The sequence below is a fragment of the Nocardia pneumoniae NBRC 100136 genome, assembly GCF_000308755.1.
GTDB lineage: Bacteria > Actinomycetota > Actinomycetes > Mycobacteriales > Mycobacteriaceae > Nocardia > Nocardia pneumoniae.
Window position 1 is genome coordinate 53,038 of record NZ_BAGF01000149.1, and the last position, 22,869, is coordinate 75,906.

Here is a 22,869-nt window from a genome sequence, read left to right on the forward strand (position 1 = left end):
CAAGGCGAGTTCATCAACGAAAGGATGCACCGTGGTCACCCGACACGAGGGCCTGAGCCTACGCATGGTCGGCCGCGACCAGCACCATCTCGCCCATCACACGAAGGAGATGGAAATGATCAGGAAGCACATTATATCGGTATCGCCACCAGGGAAGTGGAGCGCTCGTCGGGTTTCTGCGGCGCGACGAATAGGTTAGTGCCCAGCGAACTCGGCAAGGCGATTCTTCTACCATTCGCTGTGAATTTCTATGACAGTGGCAACGCTCGTTTCGTGCGGTGCCGCCACCAGATGGGTTAACACTGATGAGGAAGATATGATTTCGTACGAGGAAAAGAATGCCCGCCTGCCGGGAGCGAAAGTAATTCTGGCGGATTTGCCGGTGCGGAAGCGTTTACTGAAGCAGCGACCGTACACACCACCGCAGCCGTTGACGCCGGTGCGATTGAACACGAACGAAAGCCCTTTTCCTCCCTCTCGGGAACTGGCCGATGACATCATCGATTCGGTCCGGGCGGAGTTGAGCTCCTTGAATCGCTATCCAGACAGCGAGGCGGCTTCATTACGTGCCGCGCTCGCAGGCTATGTGACTCGGCACAGCGAAGTCGTCGTTGGAGCGGAAAATGTCTGGGTCGCAAATGGGTCACTCGAAATACTACAGAAATCATGCAACTATTCGGTGACTCTGACGGGCGTGTTCTGAGCTTTGTCCCAGATTACTCGATGTACAGCTTCATTGCTTCCGTGGCCGATCTCGAGTGGGTCGAGGGAATACGTAGGCCGAACCTTTTGCTCGATGTGGATTATGCCATCGGATGCATCCGCGCACACCGCCCGGACATCGTCCTCGTCAGTGATCCACACAATCCCAGCGGACGCGCAACATCTATTGCAGATCTGGAGTCCATACTACGGGAAGCGCCGGGAATGGTAGTCGTCGACGAGGCATACGCCGAGTTTTCTTCCGCTGGAAGCACTGTTGAACTCCTCGATATTTTTTCCGGAAAAATTACTCGTGACGAGAACCATGAGCAAGGCATTTCCTTTCGCGGGCGGGAGGGTCGGTTATATGGTGGCCGCTCCAGCGGTTATCGAAGCGATGAAACTTGTCCGCATGCCGTACCATCTATCGAGATTGAACCAAGCGGCAGCGTTGGCCACGCTCCGACACTCGGAGGAGATATCAGAGCGAGTAGCCGAGGTGGTGAGCGAGCGGGTGAGGGTTACGGCGGCGTTGCGCGAGATGGGATTCAGTGTAGTCGACAGTGAAGCCAACTTTCTTCTCTACGGTCGTTTCGAGGACAGCTACAGTTCGTGGCACGACTATCTCGCTCGTGGCGTTCTCGTTCGTGAGCCGGGAATACCTCATCACCTCCGTATGACAATCGGAAGTGCCGAGGAAAACGACGCATTTCTGAAAGCCACCCAACAAATCTCGACCAGATGCGGCGCGTGCGGGTGAAGACCGCTCGTCGTCAGCAGGGCGGTGCCACCGCCCTGCTGACGCGGTTCGAACCTCGGCAGCACCGGCTCGACCTTGTCGATCACCCGCCCATTCGCGTCCACACGCGCGCACTGCACGCCCCGCGGGGCGCCGCTCGGCGGCGGAGCGGAACAAGGCGGTGAACCCGACCCCGGCGCGCTCGCCGAGCAGGAGCGCCGGCGCGTGGCACGCCCGGCAGCGTCGGCACGACCAGACCGGGCCTCATCGCACCCACCTCCGGCACCATCGGACAGCTGGCACGCGCATGTGCGTGCACTGACGTGGTAACAACACATTTCGAAGGGCGAATTCGTTCCAGTAAAGTGACCTGATGCCCGATGCAGCGCATCCTTCTTCAGCGGTGCGTGTCGACCCGGCCGGGGCGCCCGCCACCGCACGAGACGTGGACCACGACCTGCTCGCGCTCGCCAACCAGTTGTGCTTCGCCCTCTACTCGACATCGCGCGCGATGACCGCCGCCTATCGGCCTTTCCTGGAGGCGATGGAGGTCACCTATCCGCAGTACATCGCCCTGCTCGCGCTGTGGGAGAGACCGGGCATGACCATGAAGGAACTCGGCGAACAGCTGCGGTTGGACTACGGGACCGTCTCGCCGCTGATCCAGCGCCTGCAGGCGCGCGGTCTGGTCGAGAGCGTGCGCTGCTCGCATGACCGCCGATCGGTCGAGTTGCGCTCGACCGAGGCCGGGCACGCGCTGCGGCGGCGGGCCAGGGAGATGGTCCAATCGGTGTTGGCCGCCGTCGGGTATCCGCTCGAGTCCGTCGTCGCGCTGCGTGATCAGGTCAACGCGCTCGGCGAGCGTTTGGACGCGGTGGCGTGCGAACATCACGGGCGCTGAGGCGGGTTACGCGTCGAGCACCTGCGCTCGGCGTCGTACCACCGGCGGCTCGGTGGACCAGGGGAAGTTGATCCAGCGGTCGGTGCGGCGCCAGACGTACTCGCTGTCGACCTCCGACCACGGCTTCTGGTAGATCACCGCGCAGCGCACCTCGGCGACCTGGCCGGAGCAGAAGTCGCGGACCAGCTTCAGGGTGGCCCCGGTGTCGGCGACGTCGTCGGCGACCAGCACGGTGGCACCGGCCAGATCCACGGCCTGCGGGACCGGCGGCAGCATCACCGGCATGTCCAGGCGCTGGTCGACGCCGGTGTAGAACTCCACGTTCGTCACGTGCAGGTTCTTCACGTCCAGCGCGTAGCCGAGCGCGCCCGCGACGAACAACCCGCCGCGGGCGATCGAGAGGATCAGGTCGGGCTCGAAGCCGTCCTCCGCGATGGTCACGGCGAGTTCCCGGCTCGCCGCGCCGAACATCTCCCAGGTCAGCACTTCCCGATCCGCCACCGGCTCTCCTTTCCTGGACGCGTCGCAGTGAGCATAGAGCGGACGACGCCCGCGGGTCTGCCGCCGAACGCGCGGGTCAGCTGCAAGGACACGCGCTCGACGGCACCGGCCTCGCCATTCAGGCCCGTGCCGCGACTGCCGATCACGCCGCTGCGAGCCGACAAATCCCTCGCCCTCGGCCGGTCTCCGGTGACACGATCAGCCTGTGCCCGACAACGTCACGCTCCAACCCCTCGACGAACAGCTGCTCACCGAGCTGCTGCACGCCGCGGTGACGGACGCCGCTCCGGGCGAGGTGATGCCGGTGGACGGACCGGGCACGGGCTGGAACGCGCAGCGGGAAGCGGCGTTCCGAGAGTTCCATCGCGGTAGGGCACTGGCAGATCCGCCGATCGAATCGACCTATTGCATTGTCGCGGACGATGCGGTGGTCGGGGCCGCCCGATTGTGCCCCATCGAAACGGGCGTCGCAGAAGCTGGGGTGTGGATCGGCCGTTCCCATCGCGGCAGCGGCATCGGGACCGCGGTGTTCGCGCGGTTGATCGAGCGGGCGACCGACGAGGGCTACACCTCCCTGTTCGTGAGCACAACGGCGGACAACACCGCGGTGCTGCGCATGCTGAGCGCCCGCGGCATCGAATACGCGGTGGACGGCGACGAGGTCACCGCCCGAGTGTGCTGGAGCTGATTCCGCGGCGCTGCGATCGCAGCGCCCCGGTGCCGCGAATGGCGCTCGTAAGGCGTGCACGGCGTGGCCTACCGGTGCGTGGCCGAGTCGCGGCAAAATAGCACCGTGCGCATCTTCCTGGCCGGTGCGACCGGCGTGATCGGCGTCCGCTTGCTTCCGCTGCTCATCGAGGCGGGGCACGAGGTCGCGGGGATGACCCGGTCGGCGGCCAAGGCCGACCAGGTGCGGGCCGCGGGTGCCGAGCCGGTGGTATGCGACGTCTATGACGCCGAGGCGCTGACTGCGGCTGTGGTCGGGTTCGGGTCGGAGATGGTGATGCACCAACTCACCGATCTGCCGGACGACGCGGCGCTGCTCGCGGAACGGGCCGAGGCGAATGTGCGCATTCGCACCGAAGGCACGCGCAACTTGATCGCGGCCGCGCGGGCCGCCGGAGCGAAACGGTTTCTCGCGCAGAGCATCGCCTGGGAGCCGCCCGCGGGGCGGGGCGCGGGGATTCGCGAGCACGAGGCCGCGGTGCTGGAAATCGACGGCGTGGTGGTGAAGTACGGCCAGTTCTACGGTCCGGGCACCTATTACGAGGCCGAGCTGCCCCCGCACCCGCGCGTGCACGTCGACGACGCCGCGGAGCGGACGATCCCGCTGCTGGACGCTTCCAGCGGCGTCGTGATCGTCGCCGACGCGTCGTGAGCGCCTTTGGCGAGCAAAGTGTGGACGCGCGCCCAACCGAGCTGTGCGCGGGTCGCGAGTGAGCATCGGTGTATAGACCGAGCACAGAAGCGCGTGGTCGCGCGATGAAGTTGTACGCCAGCAAGGTGTAGTCGTGCGCTAAGTCGCGCAGGGGCCGGTGTCGACAGGCCGGTCGGAGAGCCAACCGTGATCGAGCCGATCGAGAACTTCCGGCAGACTCGTCGCGAACCCGACACTGTCGTTGTTCTCGTCCACACCGAAGACGATGCCGAGCACCCGGCCGTCGAGGTCGACGAGCGGCCCCCCGGAATTGCCGTGCTGGATCGAGCCGTCCAGGGTGTAGATCTCGCGCTCACCGAGACCGGTGCGGTAGATGTCGCGCACCTGGCGTGCGGCGCGGCTGCGCACCCGGGTCGCCACCGCGGTGTACGACCCGCCTCTCGGGTAGCCGAGCGCGACCGCGTCGGCGCCCGGCCCGGCGGCTCGGGGCGCGACGGTGAGGGTGGGCGCCGAGAGGCCGGGGACGGCGAGCACCGCGATGTCCATGGTCGGATCGAACTGCACGACGCTCGCGGTGAGCGGCCCGTCCGCGGCGTCGACGGAGACCCTGGTGGACCCCGCGACGACGTGGGCGTTGGTCAGCACCCGCTCCGGCGCGATCACGAATCCGGAACCGGATTGGCGAACTCCGCAGGTCGGCGCGAGATCCTGGATGCGGAGCACGCTGGGCCGCAACTCGGCGGGCATGGGTCCGTCGGCGATGCCCGGGTCGGGCGGCGCCAGCGGGCGGGCCAGCCCTGCGTCCGCGATCGGCGCGGTGAGCACCTCGGACAGCCCGGACAACCAGAAGGGCGCGATATCGTCGACGGTCCGCACGGTGGTCGAATCACGGACCAGGGCCGCCGATTCCACCGGCGCGGCGAACAACCACACCACCAGCGGGACCGCCAGCGCGTGGACCAAGCATCCGCAGACGGCGTCCGCACGCCGAGCGGCGCGTGTGGACACCGCCGTGCGCGCGGTACACCCCGCCCGGTGCCCGGCGATCGCGCCGAACGCGACCAATCCGGTGATCACCATCAGCACGAGCAGCAGTCGCACGGCGCCGGGCGCGAGACTCGCCAGCGCGGTAGCCGACAGCGTCGCACCGAGAATCGCACCGGCCAACGCGCCCGCCAAGCCGAGCAGCGCCACGATCGCGCCGCGGCGCCAGCCGAGCGCCGCGGCGCCGACGAGTGCGACGAGAACGGCGAGATCCAGCCAGTTCGGCAAGGTCAACGCCACACTCCCGTCGCTGATCATCGAGGACGCCGGCGGTTCGGTCGCCGTCGGCCGGCGTCGCCGCCCCGGTTATGACTCAGCTAGCGGATCGGCAACGGTCGAGCCGCTAATCTAATCAGCGATTCGAGCTGCGGCAACCAGCTTCCCCTAGGCGGTGGGCTGGGTGGCCAGCGCCCGCCGGGCATACGCGCGGACATCGGCGTCGGTGTCGTCGATCGCGCCGCGCAGCGCGGCGTGTGCGGCGGGCCGCTCCGGCCACCCCGCCAGCGACAGGACCGCCGCCTTGCGCACGTCCAGATGTGGATCGCCCAGCGCCGCAGCCAGGATCGGCACCGCGAGCTCCGGATCGGCCGCGGCCAGTCCACGGGCCGCGCCCACCCGGATCTGCCAGGCCGAATGACGCAGCGCGGCCTCCAGTGCGGTGACGTCTTCGGACTCGACGCCGAGTCGCGCGAACGCGGTGAGCGCGGCGGCGCGGACCAGCGGGTCCTGATCGCCCGCGAGGCGGCGGATCACCTCGGCGCCGCCGTCGCCGATCGCGGCCAGTCCTTGGGCGACCGCGATGCGCACCTCGCGATTGTCGTCGTCGGCGAGGGCGGCGACGCCGTCGCGGTCGTCGAGCGAGACCAGGGCGCGGACCGCCTCGATGCGCACCCGGTGATCCCCGTCCGAGCGAGCCGCGCGGTACTGCGCGGCCGCTCCGGCCCGCAGGGCGCGCAGCAGATCGATCACGGTGGCGCGGACGACCGGATCGGGGGAGGCGAGCCGGTCGGACAGCCCGGCCGCCGAGGGCAAGACCTCCACCAGTTCCCGCAGGCTCGCCGCGGCCGCGCGCCGTACCGAAGCCGCCTCGTCGTCGAGCGCGTCGATCAGGACGGCGGTGAAGCCGTCCGGTGTGTGCTCGGTCAGCACCGAGATCGCCGCGGCCCGCACGCCCGCGTCCGGATCCGTCAGATAGGCCGACAACTGCGCAACGGTCGGTTCGTCCAGCGCGAGCAGCGCGACGATACGGGGCGACGGGGGAGAGGCGGGTTGCTTCCCGGCTCCGGAGCCGTGCTCAGCGGCGACGCCGGTGTGCGGCGCACGGCCTGCGGCTGTCGGCGGCTGGTGCACTGGCACCGCCCCGGCATCGGCCGAGGGCAGGTCGTCGAGTCCGGGCACCGGAACCAGGTACGGCGCCACCGGCCGCTTCAGGAATGCCATGGTCCCGTCGGGGTTCTTGCGGAGATTGAGGTGGTATCGCCATTCGACATCGTCGCGTTCGGGGAGGTCGGCGCGCTCATGGTAGAGGCCCCAACGGGATTCGGTCCTGGTCAGGGAGCTGCGGGCGGCCATTTCGGCGCAGTCGCGGATGAACGACACTTCGACCGCCCGCATCAACTCGTGCGGGGTGCGTGCGCCGATGCCCTCGATCTCACCGCGCATGCGCTCGAAGGTCTCCACCGCGATGGCCAGTTTGGTGGCCGTTTTGGGTGGCGCCACATAGTCGTTGACGAACCGGCGCAACTTGTACTCGACCTGCGGCTGCGGCGGCCCGTCCGGATGACGCAGCGGCCGGTAGATCAGTTCGTGTGCCGCGGCCAGTTGGTCTTCCGGCAGTTCACCCGGCGCCGCGACATCCTCGAGCGTGGACGCGGCGTGCGCGCCCGCGAGATCGCCGAAGACGAACGCGCCGATCATGTAGTTGTGCGGCACGCACGCCAGGTCGCCCGCCGCGTACAAGCCGGGCACCGTGGTGCGCGCGTGCTCGTCGACCCACACGCCGGAGGCGGAGTGCCCGCCGCACAAGCCGATTTCGGAGATGTGCATCTCGATGTCGTGCGTGCGGTAGTCGTGGCCGCGGTTGGCGTGGAAGGTGCCGCGGGTCGGGCGCTCGGTGGTGTGCAGGATGCCTTCGAGCGTGCTCAGCGTCTCGTCCGGCAGGTGCGAGACCTTGAGGTAGATGGGTCCGCGCGCGGATTCGATCTCGCGCTTCACTTCCGCCATCATCTGTCCGGACCAGTAGTCGGAGTCGACGAAGCGCTCGCCTCGGGCGTTGACCTGGTAGCCGCCGAACGGATTGGCGACATACGCGCACGCCGGGCCGTTGTAGTCCTTGATCAGCGGGTTGATCTGGAAGCACTCGATGCCGCTGAGCTCGGCGCCCGCGTGGTAGGCCATCGAGTAGCCGTCGCCGGCGTTCGTCGGATTCTCGTAGGTGCCGTACAGATAGCCGCTGGCGGGCAGCCCGAGCCTGCCGCAGGGTCCGGTGGCCAGGATCACCGCCTTCGCGCCGACTGCGACGAATTCGCCGGTGCGCGTGTGCAGTGCGGCGGCGCCGACCGCGCGTCCGTTGTCGGTGAGCACGCGCACCGGCATGAGCCGGTTCTCGATGCGGATCTTCTCGCGCATCGTGCGTTGCCGCAGCACGCGATACAGGGCCTTCTTGACATCCTTGCCCTCGGGCATGGGCAGGACGTACGAGCCGGAGCGGTGCACCCGGCGTACCGCGTACTCGCCGTACTCGTCCTTCTCGAATTTCACCCCGTAGCGTTCCAGCCGTTGCACCATGGCGAAGCCGCGCGTCGCGGTCTGGTACACGGTGCGCTGGTCGACGATTCCGTCGTTGGCCCTGGTGATCTCGGCGACGTAGTCCTCCGGTTCGGCCTTGCCGGGGATGACGGCGTTGTTGACGCCGTCCATGCCCATGGCCAGCGCACCGGAGTGCCGCACGTGCGCCTTCTCCAGCAGCAGCACGTTCGCGCCCTGCCCGGCGGCGGTGAGCGCGGCCATGGTGCCCGCGGTGCCGCCGCCGATGACGAGCACGTCGCAGTCCAGCCGAATCCGTTCCGGCAGCGACGGAATGTTCACAGTTTCTCCAGGATCTCGGCCTTCGTCGCGGATCGGTCGATCGCCTCGCGCGGGCTGGGCACCGGCACCAGCGCGCGCAGGGTGCCGCCGCCGAGCACGGCGATGCGGTCGCCGAGCAGCAGGGCCTCGTCGAGGTCGTGGGTGACGAAGACGACGGTGGTGGGATGGGCGCGCCAGGTGTCGATCAGCAGCCGCTGCATGGTCTCCCGCGTCTGTGTGTCGAGTGCGCCGAACGGCTCGTCCATCAGCACGGCGCGCGGTGCGGCCGCGAGGCTGCGCGCCAGCTGGACCCGCTGGCGCATGCCGCCGGACAGGTCGCGGGGCAGATAGTCGGCATACCCGGTGAGCCCGACCTCCTCCACCCAGCGCAGTGCCGTGGTCCGGCGTTCGGCGCGGGGCGTTCCGCCCAGGCGCAGGGCGAGTTCGATGTTCTGCCGCGCGGTGCGCCACGGCAGCAGCGCGTCGTCCTGGAAGACCAGGGCGCGGTCGGCGGCGGGTCCGGTGACGGCGACGCCGTCGGCCAGGATCGCGCCGCCCGCAGGAGCGTGCAGTCCGGCGAGGGCGCGCAGCAGCGTCGACTTGCCGCAGCCGGATTTGCCGACCACCATGACGATTTCGCCCGGCGCGATGGTCACGTCGAGTCGGTCGAGTACCGGTTGGCCGCCGTAGGCGATCCGGACGCCGCCGAGGCTCAAGCGCATGCCGGTCGAGGCCGGTGCTTCGATCACTGTGGTCATGCCTCGACCTCCCTGGGCAGCCAGCGGGTGATGCGGCGGCCGGCCAGCTCGACCAGCCCCGATGTCGCGAAACCGAGGACGCCGATGGTGATCATGCCGACGAACACCGCCGGATAGTCCACGATGGTGTACGCCTGCCAGGTGCGGTAGCCGACGCCGAGACGCCCGGAGATCATCTCCGCGGAGATCAGGCAGATCCACGCCACGCCGACGCTGACCGACAGGCCGCTGAAGACGCCGGGCAGGATGCCGGGGAACACCACGCGCACCAGCACGTCCAGCCGGGACGCGCCGAGTGTGCGCAGCGCGTCCTCCCAGATGGTCGGCAGCGCGCGCACCGCGTGCCGCGTGCTGACCAGCACCGGGAACAGCGACGCGGTGAAGGTGATGAACACGATGCCGGATTCGTCGCTGGGGAACAGCAGGATCGCGACCGGGACCAGCGCGATCGCCGGTATCGGCCGGACCAGTTCGGCGAGCGGGCCGAGGGTGTCGGCGAGCAGCCGGGACCGGCCGAGGCCGATGCCCGCGATCACGCCGACCACCGCGGCCAGCCCGAAACCGGTGACGATCCGCAGCAGCGACTGGGCGATGTCCAGGTAGTACTGGTCGGCGCGCAGGCGGGTGCCGAATTCGGCGACGATCTGGGTGACGGTGGGCAGCGTGTCGAAGCGCAGGCCCGCCGCCCGTACGTTGTTGGCCGTGAGCAACTGCCACGCACCGACCGCGGCGGCGACCGACGCGACCCGCAGCAGGCGTGAGCGCCACACCGATGGCGGCGTCGGTGCCGACCGGGCCGCGGTCGGCTCCGACGTGATGACCTGCGCCGAGTGGGCGGCGAGTTCGCTTGTCATCCGCGTACTTCCGTGACGGCCTGCTCGTAGCCGACCGGCGTGGCCGACGGGTGGCCCTGCCGGTAGCGCTGCGCCGCGGCGGCCGTGGTGAAGGGCAGGTATGTGTTGCCGTCGCGCAGCCACACCGCCTTGTCGGCGAACCAGCGGGTGCCGAGTTCGGCGTCCGGGACGTACGCGGCACGGATCGTCTTGCCCTGTGCCTTCGCGGCGTGGATCGCGCGGAGCAGGCAGGTCGGGTCGGCGGCGGGTTGCGGTGTGTCGGCGCCGTCGAGCCACAGCTCTCCGGCCAGCGCGGGGTTCTGCGCGGCGGTGCCGCAGACGGGATCGGCGCCGGTGACGCGCGTGGGGTTGGTCTTGTCCGCCAGTTCGCGGTCGTAGTCGCGGCCGGTCTCGGCGAAGGCTTTGCGCAGCGGGGCGTCCTCGACGAACCGGTCGATATCGAGGTCGGCGAAGTCTCCGATCGACTTCAGGTATGCAACATCACTTTTGAGCGCGGCGATCAGGCTCGGCTCGAGCGTGGTGTCGAAACTCGTTCCGCCGGGACCGTTGTAGAGGTACACCACCTCCTGCGGCAGCCCGGAGCCGTCGGCGACGATCTTGGCGGCTTCGAACGGTTTGTCGCGCAGGAACTGGGTGGCGTCCAGCTGCGCGGCGAGGAACGCCTGCAGCACTTCGGGATGCTCGGCGGCGTACGCGCGGCGGGCGACCACGCCGTGGAAGGTGGGCACGCCGAGTTCGGCGCCGTCGTAGAGCAGCTTGGCCTTGTTCTGGAAGACGAGCAGACCGGGCCACGCGACGAACTGCGACAGCGCGCTCACCTGGTGCGATTCGAGCGCGGTCGCGCCGACCTGCGGCTGTTGGTTGAGCACCTCCACGCCCTTGGCCGGGTCGATCCCGGCCCGCGACAGCGCCTGCACCAACGTGCCGTGCCCGGCCGAACCGACGCTGGCGGAGATCTTCTGCCCGGCCAGATCGGTGATCCCGGCTGCCGCCGAATCATTCGGCACCACAACCATGTTCAGCGCGCCCTTGGGGTTGTACCCGGTGACCGACACGAGTTCGGTTTTCGCGCGTTCGTTGGCCTGCGTGCGGGAGCCGTTGATCAGCAGCGGGTAATCGCCCATCGAGCCGATGTCGATCTTCTCGGCCACCATCTGCGCGGTGATCGGCGCGCCGGTGTCGTAGTCCTGCCACTCGACCTGGTACTTCGCGCCGCCGTCGGCGGTGATCTTCGCCAGCCGCTGCTCCAGGAAACCCTGCGCGCGCAGTAGGGTGCCCGCGGTGACGGTGTTGATGGTCTTGGACTGGTAGCCGATGACCACTTTGACGGTGCCGGCCGGGGTGGCGTCGGTCTTCTCCAGGGAGCAGCCGGTCAGTGCGAGCGCGGCGGCGAGCAGGACGGGGGCGAGTTTTGCTTTCATCGGTCTTCCAGATCAGCGGAGCAGGTAGGGCATGTTGACGGTGACGGCGCCGGTGGGGCAGCGGGCCGCGCAGGGCCCGCAGTACCAGCACTCGTCCACGTGCATGAAGGCCTTGCCGTTCTCGGGGTTGATCGCCAGCGAGTCCAGCGGGCAGATCTCGACGCACAGCGTGCACCCCTGGATGCAGAGCGACTCGTCGATGGTGACGGGGATGTCGGCGCGCTGATTCACGAGTGCCATCTAGAGGACCTTCCATTCGGGGGTGCTGCGGGTCAGGCTGCCGCGCATAGTGATTCGGTCGCCGCGGAGGCGGATGTACTCCAGGTCGACCGGGCGGCCGTCGTCGAGGCGGGTCAGCCGTTCCAGCATCAGCAGCGGCGCGCCGCCGGGGACGTCGAGGGTGGAAGCGGTGTGCGGGTCGGCGGGCACCGCCTCGAGGGTCAGATCGGCCGAACCCAGGGAGCGGCCGCTGATGCGTTCCAGCAGCACGAAGATGTCGGTGTGCTCCAGATCGTGGCCGAGCACCTCGGTGCCGATGTCGGGCGCGAGATAGGTGAGATCGAGGCTCAGCGGCAGATCCGCGAGGTAGCGCAGCCGCTCCAGGTAGACCACGCGTTCGCCCGGCGCGAGTCCGAGGCGGCGCGCGACGGCGGGCGGTGCGGTGACGTGCATCGCGGCGCGCACCTCGTTGCGCACGGTGCCGTGGCCTTTGAAGGTCTCCTGCAAACCGAGCAGCGCGTCCAGGCCGTGGTCGTATTTGCGGGTGGCCACCCGGGTGCCGACCTTCGGCGCACGGTCGATCAGGCCCTCGTCCTTCAACAGCGCCAAGGCGTCGCGGACCGTGTTGCGCGAGGCGCCGTACTCGGCGGCGAGTTCCTGCTCGCTCGGCAGCGTGCTGTCGAACGCGCCCGCGTGCAGTTGGTGGCGCAGGATATCGGCCACCCGCCGCGCCTGGTCGGCGCGCAACTGCCGCACGGGAGTGGGTTCCGCTGTCACCGCCTCCGCCTTTCCATCGCTGACCTGCACGGATAGCGACGATAATGCGGCCGCGGCCACCCCTGATCCCGCCAAGAGCCCGCCGGAAATCAGGGGATGCTATTGCGCCGGGTGATCCTGGCGCCGACCTGGCACTATGCGCGGCGGCACGGGTAATCCGCCACCCTCGCGTCGGCGAGCGAATTCGGATCACGCCGATCCGAATGCCGCGGGATGTGGGGAGCGGCGGGCGTATCTACGGAGACGGGTCGTAGGCCCGCTACTTCTCGATCGCCTCGGGGATGCCCAGCAGCGCCGCCTGTACCTCGTGCAGGCGGTCGATGTCGCCGCGGATGCCCGCGACGTTGTCGTTGTACAGGAACGCCTCGCCGAGGCGGACCAGCGCGTAGGCGAGCAGGGCGGGTTCCAGCGGCGGGTGGTAGCCGTCCTCCTGCGCCGCGCGCATGATCAGCTCCCGGACGGTTTGGACGATCAGCGGCTGGACCGGTCCGTCGCCCGCGGTGAGGATGCGCAGCCCGGACAGCGGCTCGTTCTCGAAATAGCGGCGGAACGGTTCGTTGTCGGTCATCCAGCGGTTGACCCGGTAGAGCACGTCCAGGATGCGCCGTGCGCCGGTGGAGCGACGGCGTGCGTCGGCGCGGCTGAGCAGGGCCTCGAACTCTCCGGCCAGCACCGCGCCGAGCACGCCGTCGCGGGAGCCGAACCAGCGGTAGATCGAGGCGCGGCTGAGCCCGAGTTGCCCGGCGATGGCCTGGATGTCCACGCGCTCACCGGCCAGGAACGCCTTGCGGGCGTGTTCGATGACCTGTTCCCTGGTCGCGGAGGCCGGTCGGCCGGGAGGGCGGGTGGTCCGCTGACTGGAATCGATCACCGAAGAATGATACATCCTCTAGGGCATGTATCGAAATGGGGGCGTGTTCAGAACCAGGCGTCGCGCATCTGCAGGGTAGTCCGGTCCAAGCGGGCGAGCAGATCCAGCGCCGGTGCCGTCTTGGGTAGTTCGAAATGATAGAAGAACCGCGCCGCGTGCCGCTTCCCATCGTAGAAGTCGCCGGAACGGTCCCCGGTGGCGAGGAACTGTTCGAGCCAGATCCACGCCAGCACGATGTGCCCGAACGCCTCCAGGTACACCGAGCTGTTGGCCAGCGCGGCCTCGATGTCGCCGGAGGCGAACAGTCCCGCGGTCACCTCGACCAGCCGACGCCACGCCGCCTCCAGCTGGGCGGCGAGCTCGGCCGCCTCGCCACCCGCCGCGCGGGCGGCGGCGATGGTCGCCTCGACCCGCCCGCCCAGGGCGAGCAGGCTCGCGCCGCCCTGCTGGGTCACCTTGCGGCCCAGCAGATCCAAGCCCTGGATGCCGTGCGTGCCCTCATGGATCGGGTTGAGCCGGTTGTCCCGGTAGTGCTGCTCGACGTTGTACTCGCGGGTGTAGCCGTAGCCGCCGAGCACCTGGATGGCGAGGCTGTTGGCCTCCAGGCACCACTGCGCGGGCCAGCTCTTGGCGATCGGGGTCAGGATGTCCAGCAGCAGGGTGACCGCGCGGCGGTCCTCCTCGGATTCGGCGGTGCGCTGGTCGTCCACCAGCCGGGCGCAGTACAGCACCAGCGCCAAGCCGCCTTCGGCGTAAGTCTTCTGCGCCAGCAGCATTCGCTTCACGTCGGCATGCTCGATGATCGGGCGCTGCGGCGCGGCCGGGTCGGCGGGCAGTTTGGCCCGGCCCTGGGTGCGGGTGCGGGCGTAATCGAGCGACTCGAGGTAGCCGGTGTAGCCGAGCGCGGCGGCGACCAGGCCGACGCCGATTCGCGCCTCGTTCATCATGTGGAACATGTAGGTCAGCCCGCGATGCGGTGCGCCGACCAGGTAGCCGACGGCGCCGGGTGCGCCGCCGGGCGTCCAGCGGCCCTCGCCGAAGTTCAGCACGGTGTTGACCGTGCCGCGGTAGCCCATCTTGTGGTTGAGCCCGGCCAGCGCGACGTCGTTGCGTTCGCCGATCGCGCCGTCGTCGCCGACCAGGAAGCGGGGCACCACGAACAGCGAGATCCCCTTGGTGCCCGCCGGTCCGCCGGGGATCTTCGCCAGCACCAGGTGCACGATGTTCTCGCCGAGTTCGTGATCGCCGCCGGAGATCCACATCTTCGTGCCGAACAGCCGATACGTGCCGTCGTCCTGGGGCTCGGCGCGGGTGACGATATCGGCAAGCGACGAACCGGCCTGCGGCTCCGACAGGCACATGGTGCCGAAGAACCGGCCCGCGAGCATCGGACGGACGTACTTGTCCACCAGCTCCCGATCGGCGTGCGCGACGAGCAGGTTCGCGTTGGCCACGGTGAGGAACGGGTAGCCCGCGGTGCCCGGGTTGGCCGCCTGGAACCACGCGTAGCTCGCCTGCGCGACGGTGGCGGGCAGTTGCGCGCCGCCGAGTTCGTAATCCATTGCCGCCAAAGGCAATCCGGCCTTGGCGAAGGCTTCCAGCGCGCGGCCGACCTCGGGGATGATGGTCACGCGTTCGCCGTCGAAGGTCGGTTCGTTGGCGTCGTTGAGCTTGTTGTGCGGTGCGAAGTACTTGGTGGCCAGCTGCTCGCTGAGCTCGAGCACGGCGTCGAAGGTCTCCCGCGAGTGCTCGGCGTAGCGCTCGCGTTTGGTCAGCCCCTCCGCGTCGAGCCACTCGTAGAGCAGGAAATCGAGATCGCGCCGGGACAGCAAGGTCGACCGCATCAGCCCGTCCTTTCGAGACATGTTCGAGCCAGTGTATCTTAGGACCGTAGCCGGTCGGTTCGTCCGTCGGCAACGAGCAGTCCGCGCTCCCGCGCGATCGCGGCCGCCTCGGTCCGGGTGGCCGCGCCGAGCTTGGCGAGAATGCGCGAGACGTGGACACCGGCGGTATTGGCGCTGATGAACAGCTCGGCCGCGATCCGGCGATTGCTCGCACCCGTGGCCACCAGCCGCAGCACGTCGAGTTCCCTGGGCGTCAGGCCCGCGGTGCTCGGCCGCTGCGCGACCGGCGGCCGGTCCGCGGGTCCATCGAGAACGATCCCGGCGCGGTCGGCCAGCTGTTCGGCTTGCTCGCGCAGCGGCGGCGCCTGCAATTCGCCCGCCAGTTCCAGGACGGTGCGCAATGCGGTGCGCGCCGCCGCCCGATCGCCGGTGGCCAGTTCGGCTTCGCCGGATTCGAGCAGGCTGCGCGCCAGCTCGTACGGCTGGCGCAGGGCTCGCCAGGACGACACCGCCGCCGTCCAATCGGCGGGACGGCCACTGCGCACGGCGCGGCAAGTGCCCCGGTAAGCGGCGTCGACAGCCGTGATCACCGGCAATCTTTCTGTGACGGCGTCGAGAACCATGGTGGCGCAGCGGGTTCGCGCCACCGTGGCGGCCAATGCCCACGCCTCGTGATGATATGTGGCGAGGTCGTCGGCGGTGAGGGTCGCGGCGCCGATTTCGGCCGCGCGCTGGGGGTTGCCCGCCGCGTGCGCGAGCTCGGATTGCACGGTGTGCAGCTGGATCTGGTACTGCCTGGCCCATCGGCGGTCGCCGAGCAGGGGCTGCGCGGATTTCGTGCTGGTCTCCGCGGCATCCGCGTCCCCGCGTGCCAGCATGATCCGGGCGTGGCACAGCAGCAGCGCGGCGGTGCTCAGCGGCGGCAGCCGCTCGGTCAGCGATTCGTCGATGAGATCGAGCGCCTCATCCCAGCGGCCCAGCGCGGTGAGCGCCTGGGCCCATTTGACCAGCAGAATCGGCCCGGTCTCGACGAAACGGTAAGTCTCGTGCGCGGCGCGCAGCCCCTGCTGGATCGTGGCGATGGCCGCCTCGTTCGCACCCGACGCCACCAGCAGTGCCGACTCCCACAGCACCACCGTCAGCAGCGTTCCCGGATCGCGCGCGGCCGCATGCGCCCGTTCGAAATGCGCTAGGGCCACCTCAGGACGGTCTGCGGCGGCCAGCCCGAGATACGCGTAGGCACGCGCGGCCAGTGCCTGGTCGCCCAGCTGTTCGGCCACATCGGCGGCGGCGCGCGCGTCGCTTTCGGCGGCGGCCGCGTCACCGCTGAACGCGCGCGCGGCGGCGAGTTCGGCGAGCACCTCGCCGCGCAGCACGGTCGGCTGGTCGGCTGGAAGCAACGCCAGGGCCGCGAGCAGGTCGTCTTCGCCGCCGCTGCTGCTTTGATTGCGCAATCCGGCCCGATAGTGGTGCAGCCGGGCGGCGCGCTCCGGTTCGATGGCCGCATCGATGGCGGCCAGCGCCTCGTCGGCGGCCGCGACGCCCCGCTCGATGACGCCGCCGCGGTGGCAGGCCGCCACGACCGCTTCCAGCACACCGAGCCGAGCGGCGCCCACCCGGCTCGCGGCTTCCGGTGTCCGGTCCCACAGTTCGAGCACCCGATCCAGGTGACGCACCTGATCTGCATGGGCGCCTGCGCTTTCCGCGTCGGCCGCGGCATGCCAAGCGGATTCGAGCGCCAGCGGTAGATCACCCGCCTCGTACGCGTGATAGGCCAGCTCGCCGGAGGGGAACTGGGCCCGGTCGCTGGCGAGTACCTGGCAAAGCTTGGCGTGCAGTTGTTTTCGTTGCGCGGGCAGCAGATGGTCGTAGACGGCGTCGCGAAGGAGGATGTGCCGGAACTCGTAGCCGGTGTCGGTGGCGACCAGCAGTTGCTGGTCGACCAGGTGACGCAGGGCGGCGGTGAGCGCGTGCGCGTCGAGGTCGGTGGCGCCCTCCAGCAGTGTGTGGCGGATCGGTGACCCGGCCACCGCCGCCAGCCGCAGCACCGAACCGGTGTGGTCGGGGAGGTCGGACAGGTACCCGAGCAACAGCTCGGACAGGTCGGCGGGTGTGTCCTCCGGCGCGGGGCCGAGTGCCTCGACGAACAACGGAATTCCCTTGCTGCGCTCGAAGACTCGTGCGATCGTCCCGGGTTCCGGCTCCCGGCTCAGCAGCGCGGCCAGTTGCCTGCCCACTTCGTGCTTGGTGAGCGGCGCCGGAGCCAGCAGCCGGACGCCGGGGTCGCGGCGCCACCCCGCGACCAGCTTGCGCAATGGTTCGCAATCGGCGGGCCGATAGGTGCCGACCAGCAGCAGATCCCGCTGGGCGAGGTTGGCGACCAGGAAGGCGAGCAGTTCGAGGCTGGCGTCATCGGCCCAGTGCAGGTCCTCCAGGACCACCACCACGGGCCTGGTCGAAGCCAGCTGTTCCAGCACGGTCAAGATCTCACCGAACAACCGGATTCGATCGGTGTCGGTTCCTGCCCCCGACCGCGCGGCCAGTTCGGGAAGCCACCGCGCCAGCGCGGGCTGGGCCACCGGGAGCAGGGCGGTCAGCCCGTCCACCCCTCGGTCTCGCAACAGCGCTCGCATAACCGCGACGAACGGCGCGAATGGCACGCCCGTCGCGCCGAACTCCGGACAGCGTCCGCGCAACACCACCGTCCGCGCCTCCACCCGCGTCGTGAACTCCGCGACCAGCCGCGACTTTCCGATACCCGCCTCGCCCGCGACCAGCACGGTACGCACCGCCGGGTCCCGGTAGGCGTCCTGCAATGCCGCGACTTCGGCGGCCCGCCCGACGAAGGCACCGCACACGGGAAGGCTCACCACGGCGCGATCATGCCCGCAGCGCACGGTCGGTGCCAAGTGCGGCGGGTGAACAACCGCGACGGGTAAAGAGAGATCCGGCGGCAAGATAACGAATTCTCGTGATTCGGCGACCCCCTCGTTACCCGAAGTATTACCGGCATGACGAACAGCGAAATCCGCCCCTTCCGCATCGACATCCCGCAGGCCGACCTGGACGACCTCCGCCTGCGCCTGGCCCGCACCCGCTGGATCGACGACCTGCCCGGCACCGGATGGGAACGCGGCGTGCCGACCGCGTACCTGAAGGACTTGGCCGGGTACTGGGCCGAGAAGTTCGACTGGCGGGCGGTCGAGGCGGAGCTGAACGCCCACCCGCAGTTCACCACCACCATCGCGGGCCAGAACCTGCACTTCCTGCACGTCCGCTCGGCCCAGGAGGACGCCACACCGTTGCTGCTGCTGCACGGCTGGCCCAGTTCGGTGGTCGACTTCCTCGACGTGATCGGCCCGCTCACCGACCCCGCCGCGCACGGCGCTCCCGACGCTCCGGCTTTCCACCTGGTGATCCCGTCGCTGCCGGGACACGGTTTCTCCGGGCCGATCACCGAGACGGGATGGAACGACGGCCGGATCGCGGCGGCGCTCGCCGAGCTGATGGCGCGCCTGGGGTATGACCGTTACGGCGTGCAGGGCGGCGACCACGGCGCTTTCATCGCCCCGGCGCTCGGGCGGACCGACGCCGAGCACGTGGTCGGTGTGCACGTCAACGCGCTGGTCACCTTCCCGACCGGCGACCCCGCCGACATGGCCGCGCTCACCGAGGCGGAGAGGGCGCGGCTGGGCGCGATGAAGAAGTTCCAGGACGAGGGCTCCGCCTACATGAACCTCAAGGGCTCGCGCCCCAACACCATCGCGCAGTTGCTCGCCGACTCCCCGGCAGGCCAGCTCGGCTGGATCGTGGAGAAGTACCAGGAGTGGACCGACTCCGCGTACGCACTGCCCGAACAGGCCGTGGACAAGGATCGGCTGCTGGCCACGGTCACCATCTACTGGTTCACCGACACCGCCCGCAGCGTCGCGAACTTCTACTACGAGCGGTTCCACGACGCGAGCATGTTCGCGCCGAAGCCGAAGGGCACGGTGCCGACCGGCGTCGCGGTGTTCAAGGACGGCGACTACGCCATCCGCCGCTTCGCCGAGCGCGCGCACCACATCACGCACTGGTCGGAGTTCTACTCCGGCGGCCACTTCCCGGCGCTGGAGGTGCCCGAGCTACTGGTCGGCGACGTCCGCGAGTTCTTCCGCACGCTGGTCGACTGAGTCCAGCGCGGCATCTTCGCCTACCGCCTGGCAGCGATGTGACCGCGACAACTGTTGTGGCCGAACGCCGAGAGGACAGCTCGTCGTCTCGACGCAAGACGCGTGCAAGGCGACGCAAGACCGCCGCAAGCACCCGGCGGCAGAGTCCAGGCCATGAACGAGACATTCGATGTGGTGGTCGCCGGAGCCGGACCGGTCGGGCTGATGCTGGCCTGCGAACTGCGCCTCGGCGGCGCGGACGTGCTGGTGGTCGAGCGGCTGACCGAGCCCGATATGACCATCAAGGCCGGTGCGATCAATGTGCCGACCGCGCAAGCCCTGTGCCGCCGTGGACTGCTGCCCGACCTGCTCGAACAGCAGAACGCGGTGCTGGAGCGCATCCGCGCCGCCGGTCTGTTCCCGAGCGCGGGCGCGGCGACCCAGCGCCCGCCGATCGTCGGTCATTTCGCGGGCATCATGCTGCGCACGCCCGATATCGAGTTCGACGACCCGGCTTTCGCCGAACTCGGGCCGGCCGCCGATGCGGTGCTGGTGCCTCAGCAGGGCATCGAAGCGATCCTCGCCCGGCGCGCCGCCGAACTCGGCGTGCCGATCCGGCGCGGCGTCGAATTGGCCGACTTCGATGACGAGGGAACCGGTGTCACCGTCTACTGCGGCGACAGCACGGTCCGCGCGGCCTGGCTCGTCGGCTGCGACGGCGGGCGCAGCACGGTCCGCAAGCTCGCCGGATTCGATTTCCCGGGGCTCGACCCGGAGATCACCGGACATCAGGCGGTGGTCGAGATGACCGGTGCCGAGGGTCTGCGGCCGGGCTGGAACTCGACCGATGCCGGAATCTACGTCAGCGGGCCGACACCGGGTCGTATCCTCACCGTCGAGCTCGACGGCCCTCCCGCCGACCGCACCGCACCGGTGACCGCGGCCGAATTGCAGGCCAGCTTGCGCACGGTCTCGGGCGTCCCGGTCGAGATCACCGCCGTGTACTCGGCGACCCGTTTCACCGACAACACCCGCCAGGTCACCGAATACCGCAAAGGCCGTGTCCTGCTGGCAGGCGACGCCGCCCATGTGCATTCGCCGTTCGGCGGACAGGGCCTCAATCTCGGCATCGGCGACGCGGTCAACCTCGGCTGGAAACTGGCCGCGGTGGTGCGCGGCGACGCGACCGAGAGCCTGCTCGACACCTACACCACCGAACGGCATCCCATCGGCGCATGGGTACTGGAGTGGACCCGCGCCCAGGTGGCGCTGATGCGACTCGATCGGCGCAGCAAGGCCCTGCGTGATGTGGTCACCGATCTGCTCGCGACCCGCGACGGCGCCACCGCGATCTTCACGAAGATCTCCGGTGTCCTGCACCGCTACGATCTCGGCGGCGGCCACGACCTGGTCGGCGCGGTTACGCCGGATATCGAACTCTCCGACGGCAGTCGGCTCGCCGAGCACTTCTCCGATGGTCGCGCGATCCTGCTGGACCTGGCCGATTCCGCGGAACTCCAGGCGCTCTGCGCTCCGTGGTCGGATCTGGTGCGCGTGGTGACGGCGAAACCCGTTGCCCCACGCGACCTTTCCGCCCTGCTGATCCGCCCGGACGGCTATGTCGCCTGGGCCGCGGACGCCGGTGCGCGTGACGGGCTGCTCGAAGCGCTGCGCCGCTGGTTCGGTGAGCGATCCTGACTGCCGGCGCGGGGTAGCTGGCGATACTGTTTCTGCATTTTTGCAGACGGTACCTGCGCAATTCTCTCTTGCCCGCACACAAGTGGGACATCAATACTCACGAACCGGGCCTTGTGCGGTGCGTCACATGCATCGGGCGGTCTCATGCGTGAAGAGAAAGAAGAGGTACGGCGGGATGACGTCCACCAGTGCGGAAACCAGCCCGGAAAAGAATGAAGCAGCTACCCCTGAGCGGGGCCTCGCGCGGGTCGCCCAGTCGCTCGCGAGGTGGACGGAGAAGTGGTTCCCGGACGCCTACGTGGTCGCGCTGGCGGGGGTATTCATCGTGGCTGGCGCCGCACTGGCCAACGGTTCGTCGCCGCGAACAGTCGCGAACGCGTTCGGCGACGGTTTCTGGGATCTGACCGCCTTCACCCTTCAGATGGCAATGGTGGTCCTCACGGGATACGTCATCGCCACCTCCCCACCTGTCGCCCGGCTGATCGACCGGCTGGCCACTTTGCCGCAAACCTCCAGCAGCGCGGTGAGTTTCGTTGCATTGCTCGCCACGTCGATATCGTTGCTGAACTGGGGACTCAGTCTGGTTTTCGGCGGTCTGCTCGCCCGCGCGATCGCCCGCCGGACCGACCTACGCGTGGACTATCGCGCGCTCGGCGCTGCGGCGTTCATGGGTCTGGGCGCCGTGTGGGCGCTGGGAATATCGTCCTCGGCCGCGCAGCTACAGGCCACTGCCACTTCGTTGCCTCCAGCCCTGCTGAAAATCACCGGTGTCCTCGACTTCGGGCACACGATCTTCACATGGCAGTCCCTGGTCATGTGCGCCATGATCATGGCGCTCACGGTGGTGATCGCGCACTTCTCGGCACCGAAGGACACAGCGATCAAGACCGCCCAGGAACTGGACGTCGATCTGGATGACCAGCCCGCGGAGGTGGCTCCACGCTCCCGTCCCGGGGAGTGGCTCGAATACAGCAGTATTCTGCCGATCCTGGCCGGGGTGATGACGGCGGGCTGGTTGATCTCTCAGCTGTTCACCAAACCGGTGCTCACCGTGGTCAGCAGCTTGAATGGCTATCTGCTCGTCTTTCTCATGCTGGGCTTGGTGCTGCACGGAACCCCGCGCAAGTTCTTGCAGGCCGTCTCCCTCGCCGTTCCCGCCACCGCCGGAATTCTCGTCCAGTTCCCGCTGTACGCCGCCATGGCCGCGATTCTCACCAAAGCCGAGGGCAGGGGCGGTCTCACGGTCTCCGAACACCTCGCGGAGTTCTTCACGAGCATCGGCGGCGGCGGAAGCTTTGCCGTCGTCATCGCCCTCTACACCGTGGTACTCGGCGTCTTCGTTCCGTCCGGCGGCGGAAAATGGCTGGTCGAAGCCCCTTACGTCATGCAGGCAGCGACAGACGTGCACATGAACCTCGGCTGGACGGTCCAGATATACAACGTGGCAGAAGCACTGCCGAATCTCATCAACCCATTCTTCATGCTGCCGCTGCTGGCAGTGCTCAGACTGCGGGCGCGCGACCTCGTCGGCTTCACGTTCCTGCAGTTCCTGTTCCACCTGCCGGTGGTACTGCTACTCGTATGGTTGCTCGGAATGACATTCGAATACGTGCCCCCGATAATGCCCGCCACCCCGTGATCGGCTGCTAGTGATCGTGTCCGGGAACCGCCCTGCTATACCGTCGAGCAGGTGAGCCGCACTCAGTGGAAGATTCATGGCGAGCGTCTCGTGGACGAGAACCGCCATATCCCGGAAACCGTGCAGATGATCGAGCGCGGCGAGATCGTAGGTGCCGCAAAGGTGGTCGCGGTGTACAGGGCGCTCAGTCTGCCCGTATAGCACTCGCGAACACCCGCTGTCTGAGGTTCACGACCGTCAGTGCAGCATACAGCGCGAGGCGATGTACCGTCCGCAGGCAAACGATCTCCGGTCAGCGGTCGGAGT

General features: G+C 68.7%; 18 protein-coding genes and 1 pseudogene. 8 read left to right on the forward strand and 11 right to left on the reverse strand.

Features of this window, described 5'->3' with window-relative positions:
* The first annotated feature begins 316 nt into the window (after positions 1 to 316).
* Positions 317 to 1,462: pseudogene (locus tag ON34_RS30610) on the forward strand (histidinol-phosphate transaminase).
* Positions 1,463 to 1,814: 352 nt separating this feature from the next.
* Positions 1,815 to 2,342: a MarR family winged helix-turn-helix transcriptional regulator gene (locus ON34_RS30615; protein WP_063821779.1), complete on the forward strand. Its 528-nt coding sequence runs from the start codon at positions 1,815 to 1,817 to the stop codon at positions 2,340 to 2,342.
* 6 nt (positions 2,343 to 2,348) lie between these two features.
* On the opposite strand, the gene ON34_RS30620 is transcribed toward ON34_RS30615, so the two are convergent.
* Positions 2,349 to 2,843 carry a phosphoribosyltransferase gene (locus ON34_RS30620; protein ID WP_245548279.1) on the reverse strand — a complete coding sequence of 165 codons (495 nt, stop codon included), beginning with the start codon at positions 2,841 to 2,843 and terminating at the stop codon, positions 2,349 to 2,351.
* Positions 2,844 to 3,048: 205 nt separating this feature from the next.
* Between ON34_RS30620 and ON34_RS30625 the strand changes: the two genes are divergently transcribed.
* Together ON34_RS30625 and ON34_RS30630 are read left to right on the forward strand one after the other, a co-directional pair.
* Positions 3,049 to 3,531, forward strand: a complete 483-nt coding sequence (locus tag ON34_RS30625; protein ID WP_040786245.1) for a GNAT family N-acetyltransferase — start codon at positions 3,049 to 3,051, stop codon at positions 3,529 to 3,531.
* A 105-nt stretch (positions 3,532 to 3,636) separates the two neighbouring features.
* Entirely contained in the window at positions 3,637 to 4,221 is a 585-nt protein-coding gene (locus ON34_RS30630; protein WP_040786372.1) for an NAD-dependent epimerase/dehydratase family protein, read from the forward strand.
* Positions 4,222 to 4,359: 138 nt separating this feature from the next.
* Here ON34_RS30630 and ON34_RS30635 read toward each other — a convergent pair whose 3' ends face one another.
* The 10 genes from ON34_RS30635 to ON34_RS30680 form a co-directional block, all read right to left on the reverse strand.
* Positions 4,360 to 5,523 (reverse strand): MarP family serine protease, encoded by a 1,164-nt coding sequence (locus ON34_RS30635; protein ID WP_051023371.1) that lies wholly within the window; start codon positions 5,521 to 5,523, stop codon positions 4,360 to 4,362.
* A 126-nt stretch (positions 5,524 to 5,649) separates the two neighbouring features.
* Complete coding sequence (locus ON34_RS30640) at positions 5,650 to 8,352, reverse strand: fumarate reductase/succinate dehydrogenase flavoprotein subunit (protein ID WP_040786247.1); 2,703 nt, start codon at positions 8,350 to 8,352, stop codon at positions 5,650 to 5,652.
* Positions 8,349 to 9,089 (reverse strand): ABC transporter ATP-binding protein, encoded by a 741-nt coding sequence (locus ON34_RS30645; RefSeq protein ID WP_040786249.1) that lies wholly within the window; start codon positions 9,087 to 9,089, stop codon positions 8,349 to 8,351. The genes ON34_RS30640 and ON34_RS30645 overlap by 4 nt, the downstream gene beginning before the upstream one ends.
* A complete protein-coding gene (locus ON34_RS30650) occupies positions 9,086 to 9,943 on the reverse strand; it encodes an ABC transporter permease (protein ID WP_040786252.1) in 858 nt (285 codons plus the stop codon). The genes ON34_RS30645 and ON34_RS30650 overlap by 4 nt, the downstream gene beginning before the upstream one ends.
* Positions 9,940 to 11,364: an ABC transporter substrate-binding protein gene (locus tag ON34_RS30655; protein ID WP_040786253.1), complete on the reverse strand. Its 1,425-nt coding sequence runs from the start codon at positions 11,362 to 11,364 to the stop codon at positions 9,940 to 9,942. Before ON34_RS30655 ends, ON34_RS30650 begins: the two co-directional genes overlap by 4 nt.
* Before the next feature lie 12 nt (positions 11,365 to 11,376).
* Positions 11,377 to 11,604, reverse strand: coding sequence for a 4Fe-4S dicluster domain-containing protein (locus ON34_RS30660; RefSeq protein WP_039797742.1), 228 nt, complete (start codon positions 11,602 to 11,604; stop codon positions 11,377 to 11,379).
* Entirely contained in the window at positions 11,605 to 12,360 is a 756-nt protein-coding gene (locus ON34_RS30665; protein WP_040786379.1) for a GntR family transcriptional regulator, read from the reverse strand.
* 259 nt (positions 12,361 to 12,619) lie between these two features.
* Positions 12,620 to 13,231 (reverse strand): QsdR family transcriptional regulator, encoded by a 612-nt coding sequence (locus tag ON34_RS30670; protein WP_245548280.1) that lies wholly within the window; start codon positions 13,229 to 13,231, stop codon positions 12,620 to 12,622.
* Between the two features lie 47 nt (positions 13,232 to 13,278).
* Positions 13,279 to 15,075: an acyl-CoA dehydrogenase gene (locus tag ON34_RS30675; RefSeq protein ID WP_040786283.1), complete on the reverse strand. Its 1,797-nt coding sequence runs from the start codon at positions 15,073 to 15,075 to the stop codon at positions 13,279 to 13,281.
* Between the two features lie 38 nt (positions 15,076 to 15,113).
* Positions 15,114 to 17,948, reverse strand: a complete 2,835-nt coding sequence (locus tag ON34_RS30680) for an ATP-binding protein (RefSeq protein WP_040786285.1) — start codon at positions 17,946 to 17,948, stop codon at positions 15,114 to 15,116.
* Between the two features lie 138 nt (positions 17,949 to 18,086).
* On the opposite strand from ON34_RS30680, the gene ON34_RS30685 reads away from it, so the two are divergent.
* From ON34_RS30685 to ON34_RS37075, 4 genes are all read left to right on the forward strand, one after another.
* Positions 18,087 to 19,247: an epoxide hydrolase family protein gene (locus tag ON34_RS30685; protein ID WP_040786287.1), complete on the forward strand. Its 1,161-nt coding sequence runs from the start codon at positions 18,087 to 18,089 to the stop codon at positions 19,245 to 19,247.
* A gap of 153 nt (positions 19,248 to 19,400) precedes the next feature.
* A complete protein-coding gene (locus ON34_RS30690; protein ID WP_085997171.1) occupies positions 19,401 to 20,924 on the forward strand; it encodes an FAD-dependent monooxygenase in 1,524 nt (507 codons plus the stop codon).
* A gap of 175 nt (positions 20,925 to 21,099) precedes the next feature.
* Positions 21,100 to 22,563, forward strand: coding sequence for a short-chain fatty acid transporter (locus tag ON34_RS30695; RefSeq protein WP_040786289.1), 1,464 nt, complete (start codon positions 21,100 to 21,102; stop codon positions 22,561 to 22,563).
* Positions 22,564 to 22,614: 51 nt separating this feature from the next.
* Complete coding sequence (locus tag ON34_RS37075; protein WP_174372092.1) at positions 22,615 to 22,764, forward strand: hypothetical protein; 150 nt, start codon at positions 22,615 to 22,617, stop codon at positions 22,762 to 22,764.
* The last annotated feature ends 105 nt before the right edge of the window (positions 22,765 to 22,869 follow it).

Coding starts and splice junctions, on each gene's coding strand:
- ON34_RS30645 (WP_040786249.1), bottom strand. CDS start 9,089: ATGACCACAGTGATCGAAGCACCGGCCTCGACCGGCATGCGCTTGAGC.
- ON34_RS30695 (WP_040786289.1), top strand. CDS start 21,100: ATGACGTCCACCAGTGCGGAAACCAGCCCGGAAAAGAATGAAGCAGCT.
- ON34_RS30675 (WP_040786283.1), bottom strand. CDS start 15,075: ATGCGGTCGACCTTGCTGTCCCGGCGCGATCTCGATTTCCTGCTCTAC.
- ON34_RS30650 (WP_040786252.1), bottom strand. CDS start 9,943: ATGACAAGCGAACTCGCCGCCCACTCGGCGCAGGTCATCACGTCGGAG.
- ON34_RS30690 (WP_085997171.1), top strand. CDS start 19,401: ATGAACGAGACATTCGATGTGGTGGTCGCCGGAGCCGGACCGGTCGGG.
- ON34_RS30635 (WP_051023371.1), bottom strand. CDS start 5,523: ATGATCAGCGACGGGAGTGTGGCGTTGACCTTGCCGAACTGGCTGGAT.
- ON34_RS30685 (WP_040786287.1), top strand. CDS start 18,087: ATGACGAACAGCGAAATCCGCCCCTTCCGCATCGACATCCCGCAGGCC.
- ON34_RS30615 (WP_063821779.1), top strand. CDS start 1,815: ATGCCCGATGCAGCGCATCCTTCTTCAGCGGTGCGTGTCGACCCGGCC.
- ON34_RS30660 (WP_039797742.1), bottom strand. CDS start 11,604: ATGGCACTCGTGAATCAGCGCGCCGACATCCCCGTCACCATCGACGAG.
- ON34_RS30655 (WP_040786253.1), bottom strand. CDS start 11,364: ATGAAAGCAAAACTCGCCCCCGTCCTGCTCGCCGCCGCGCTCGCACTG.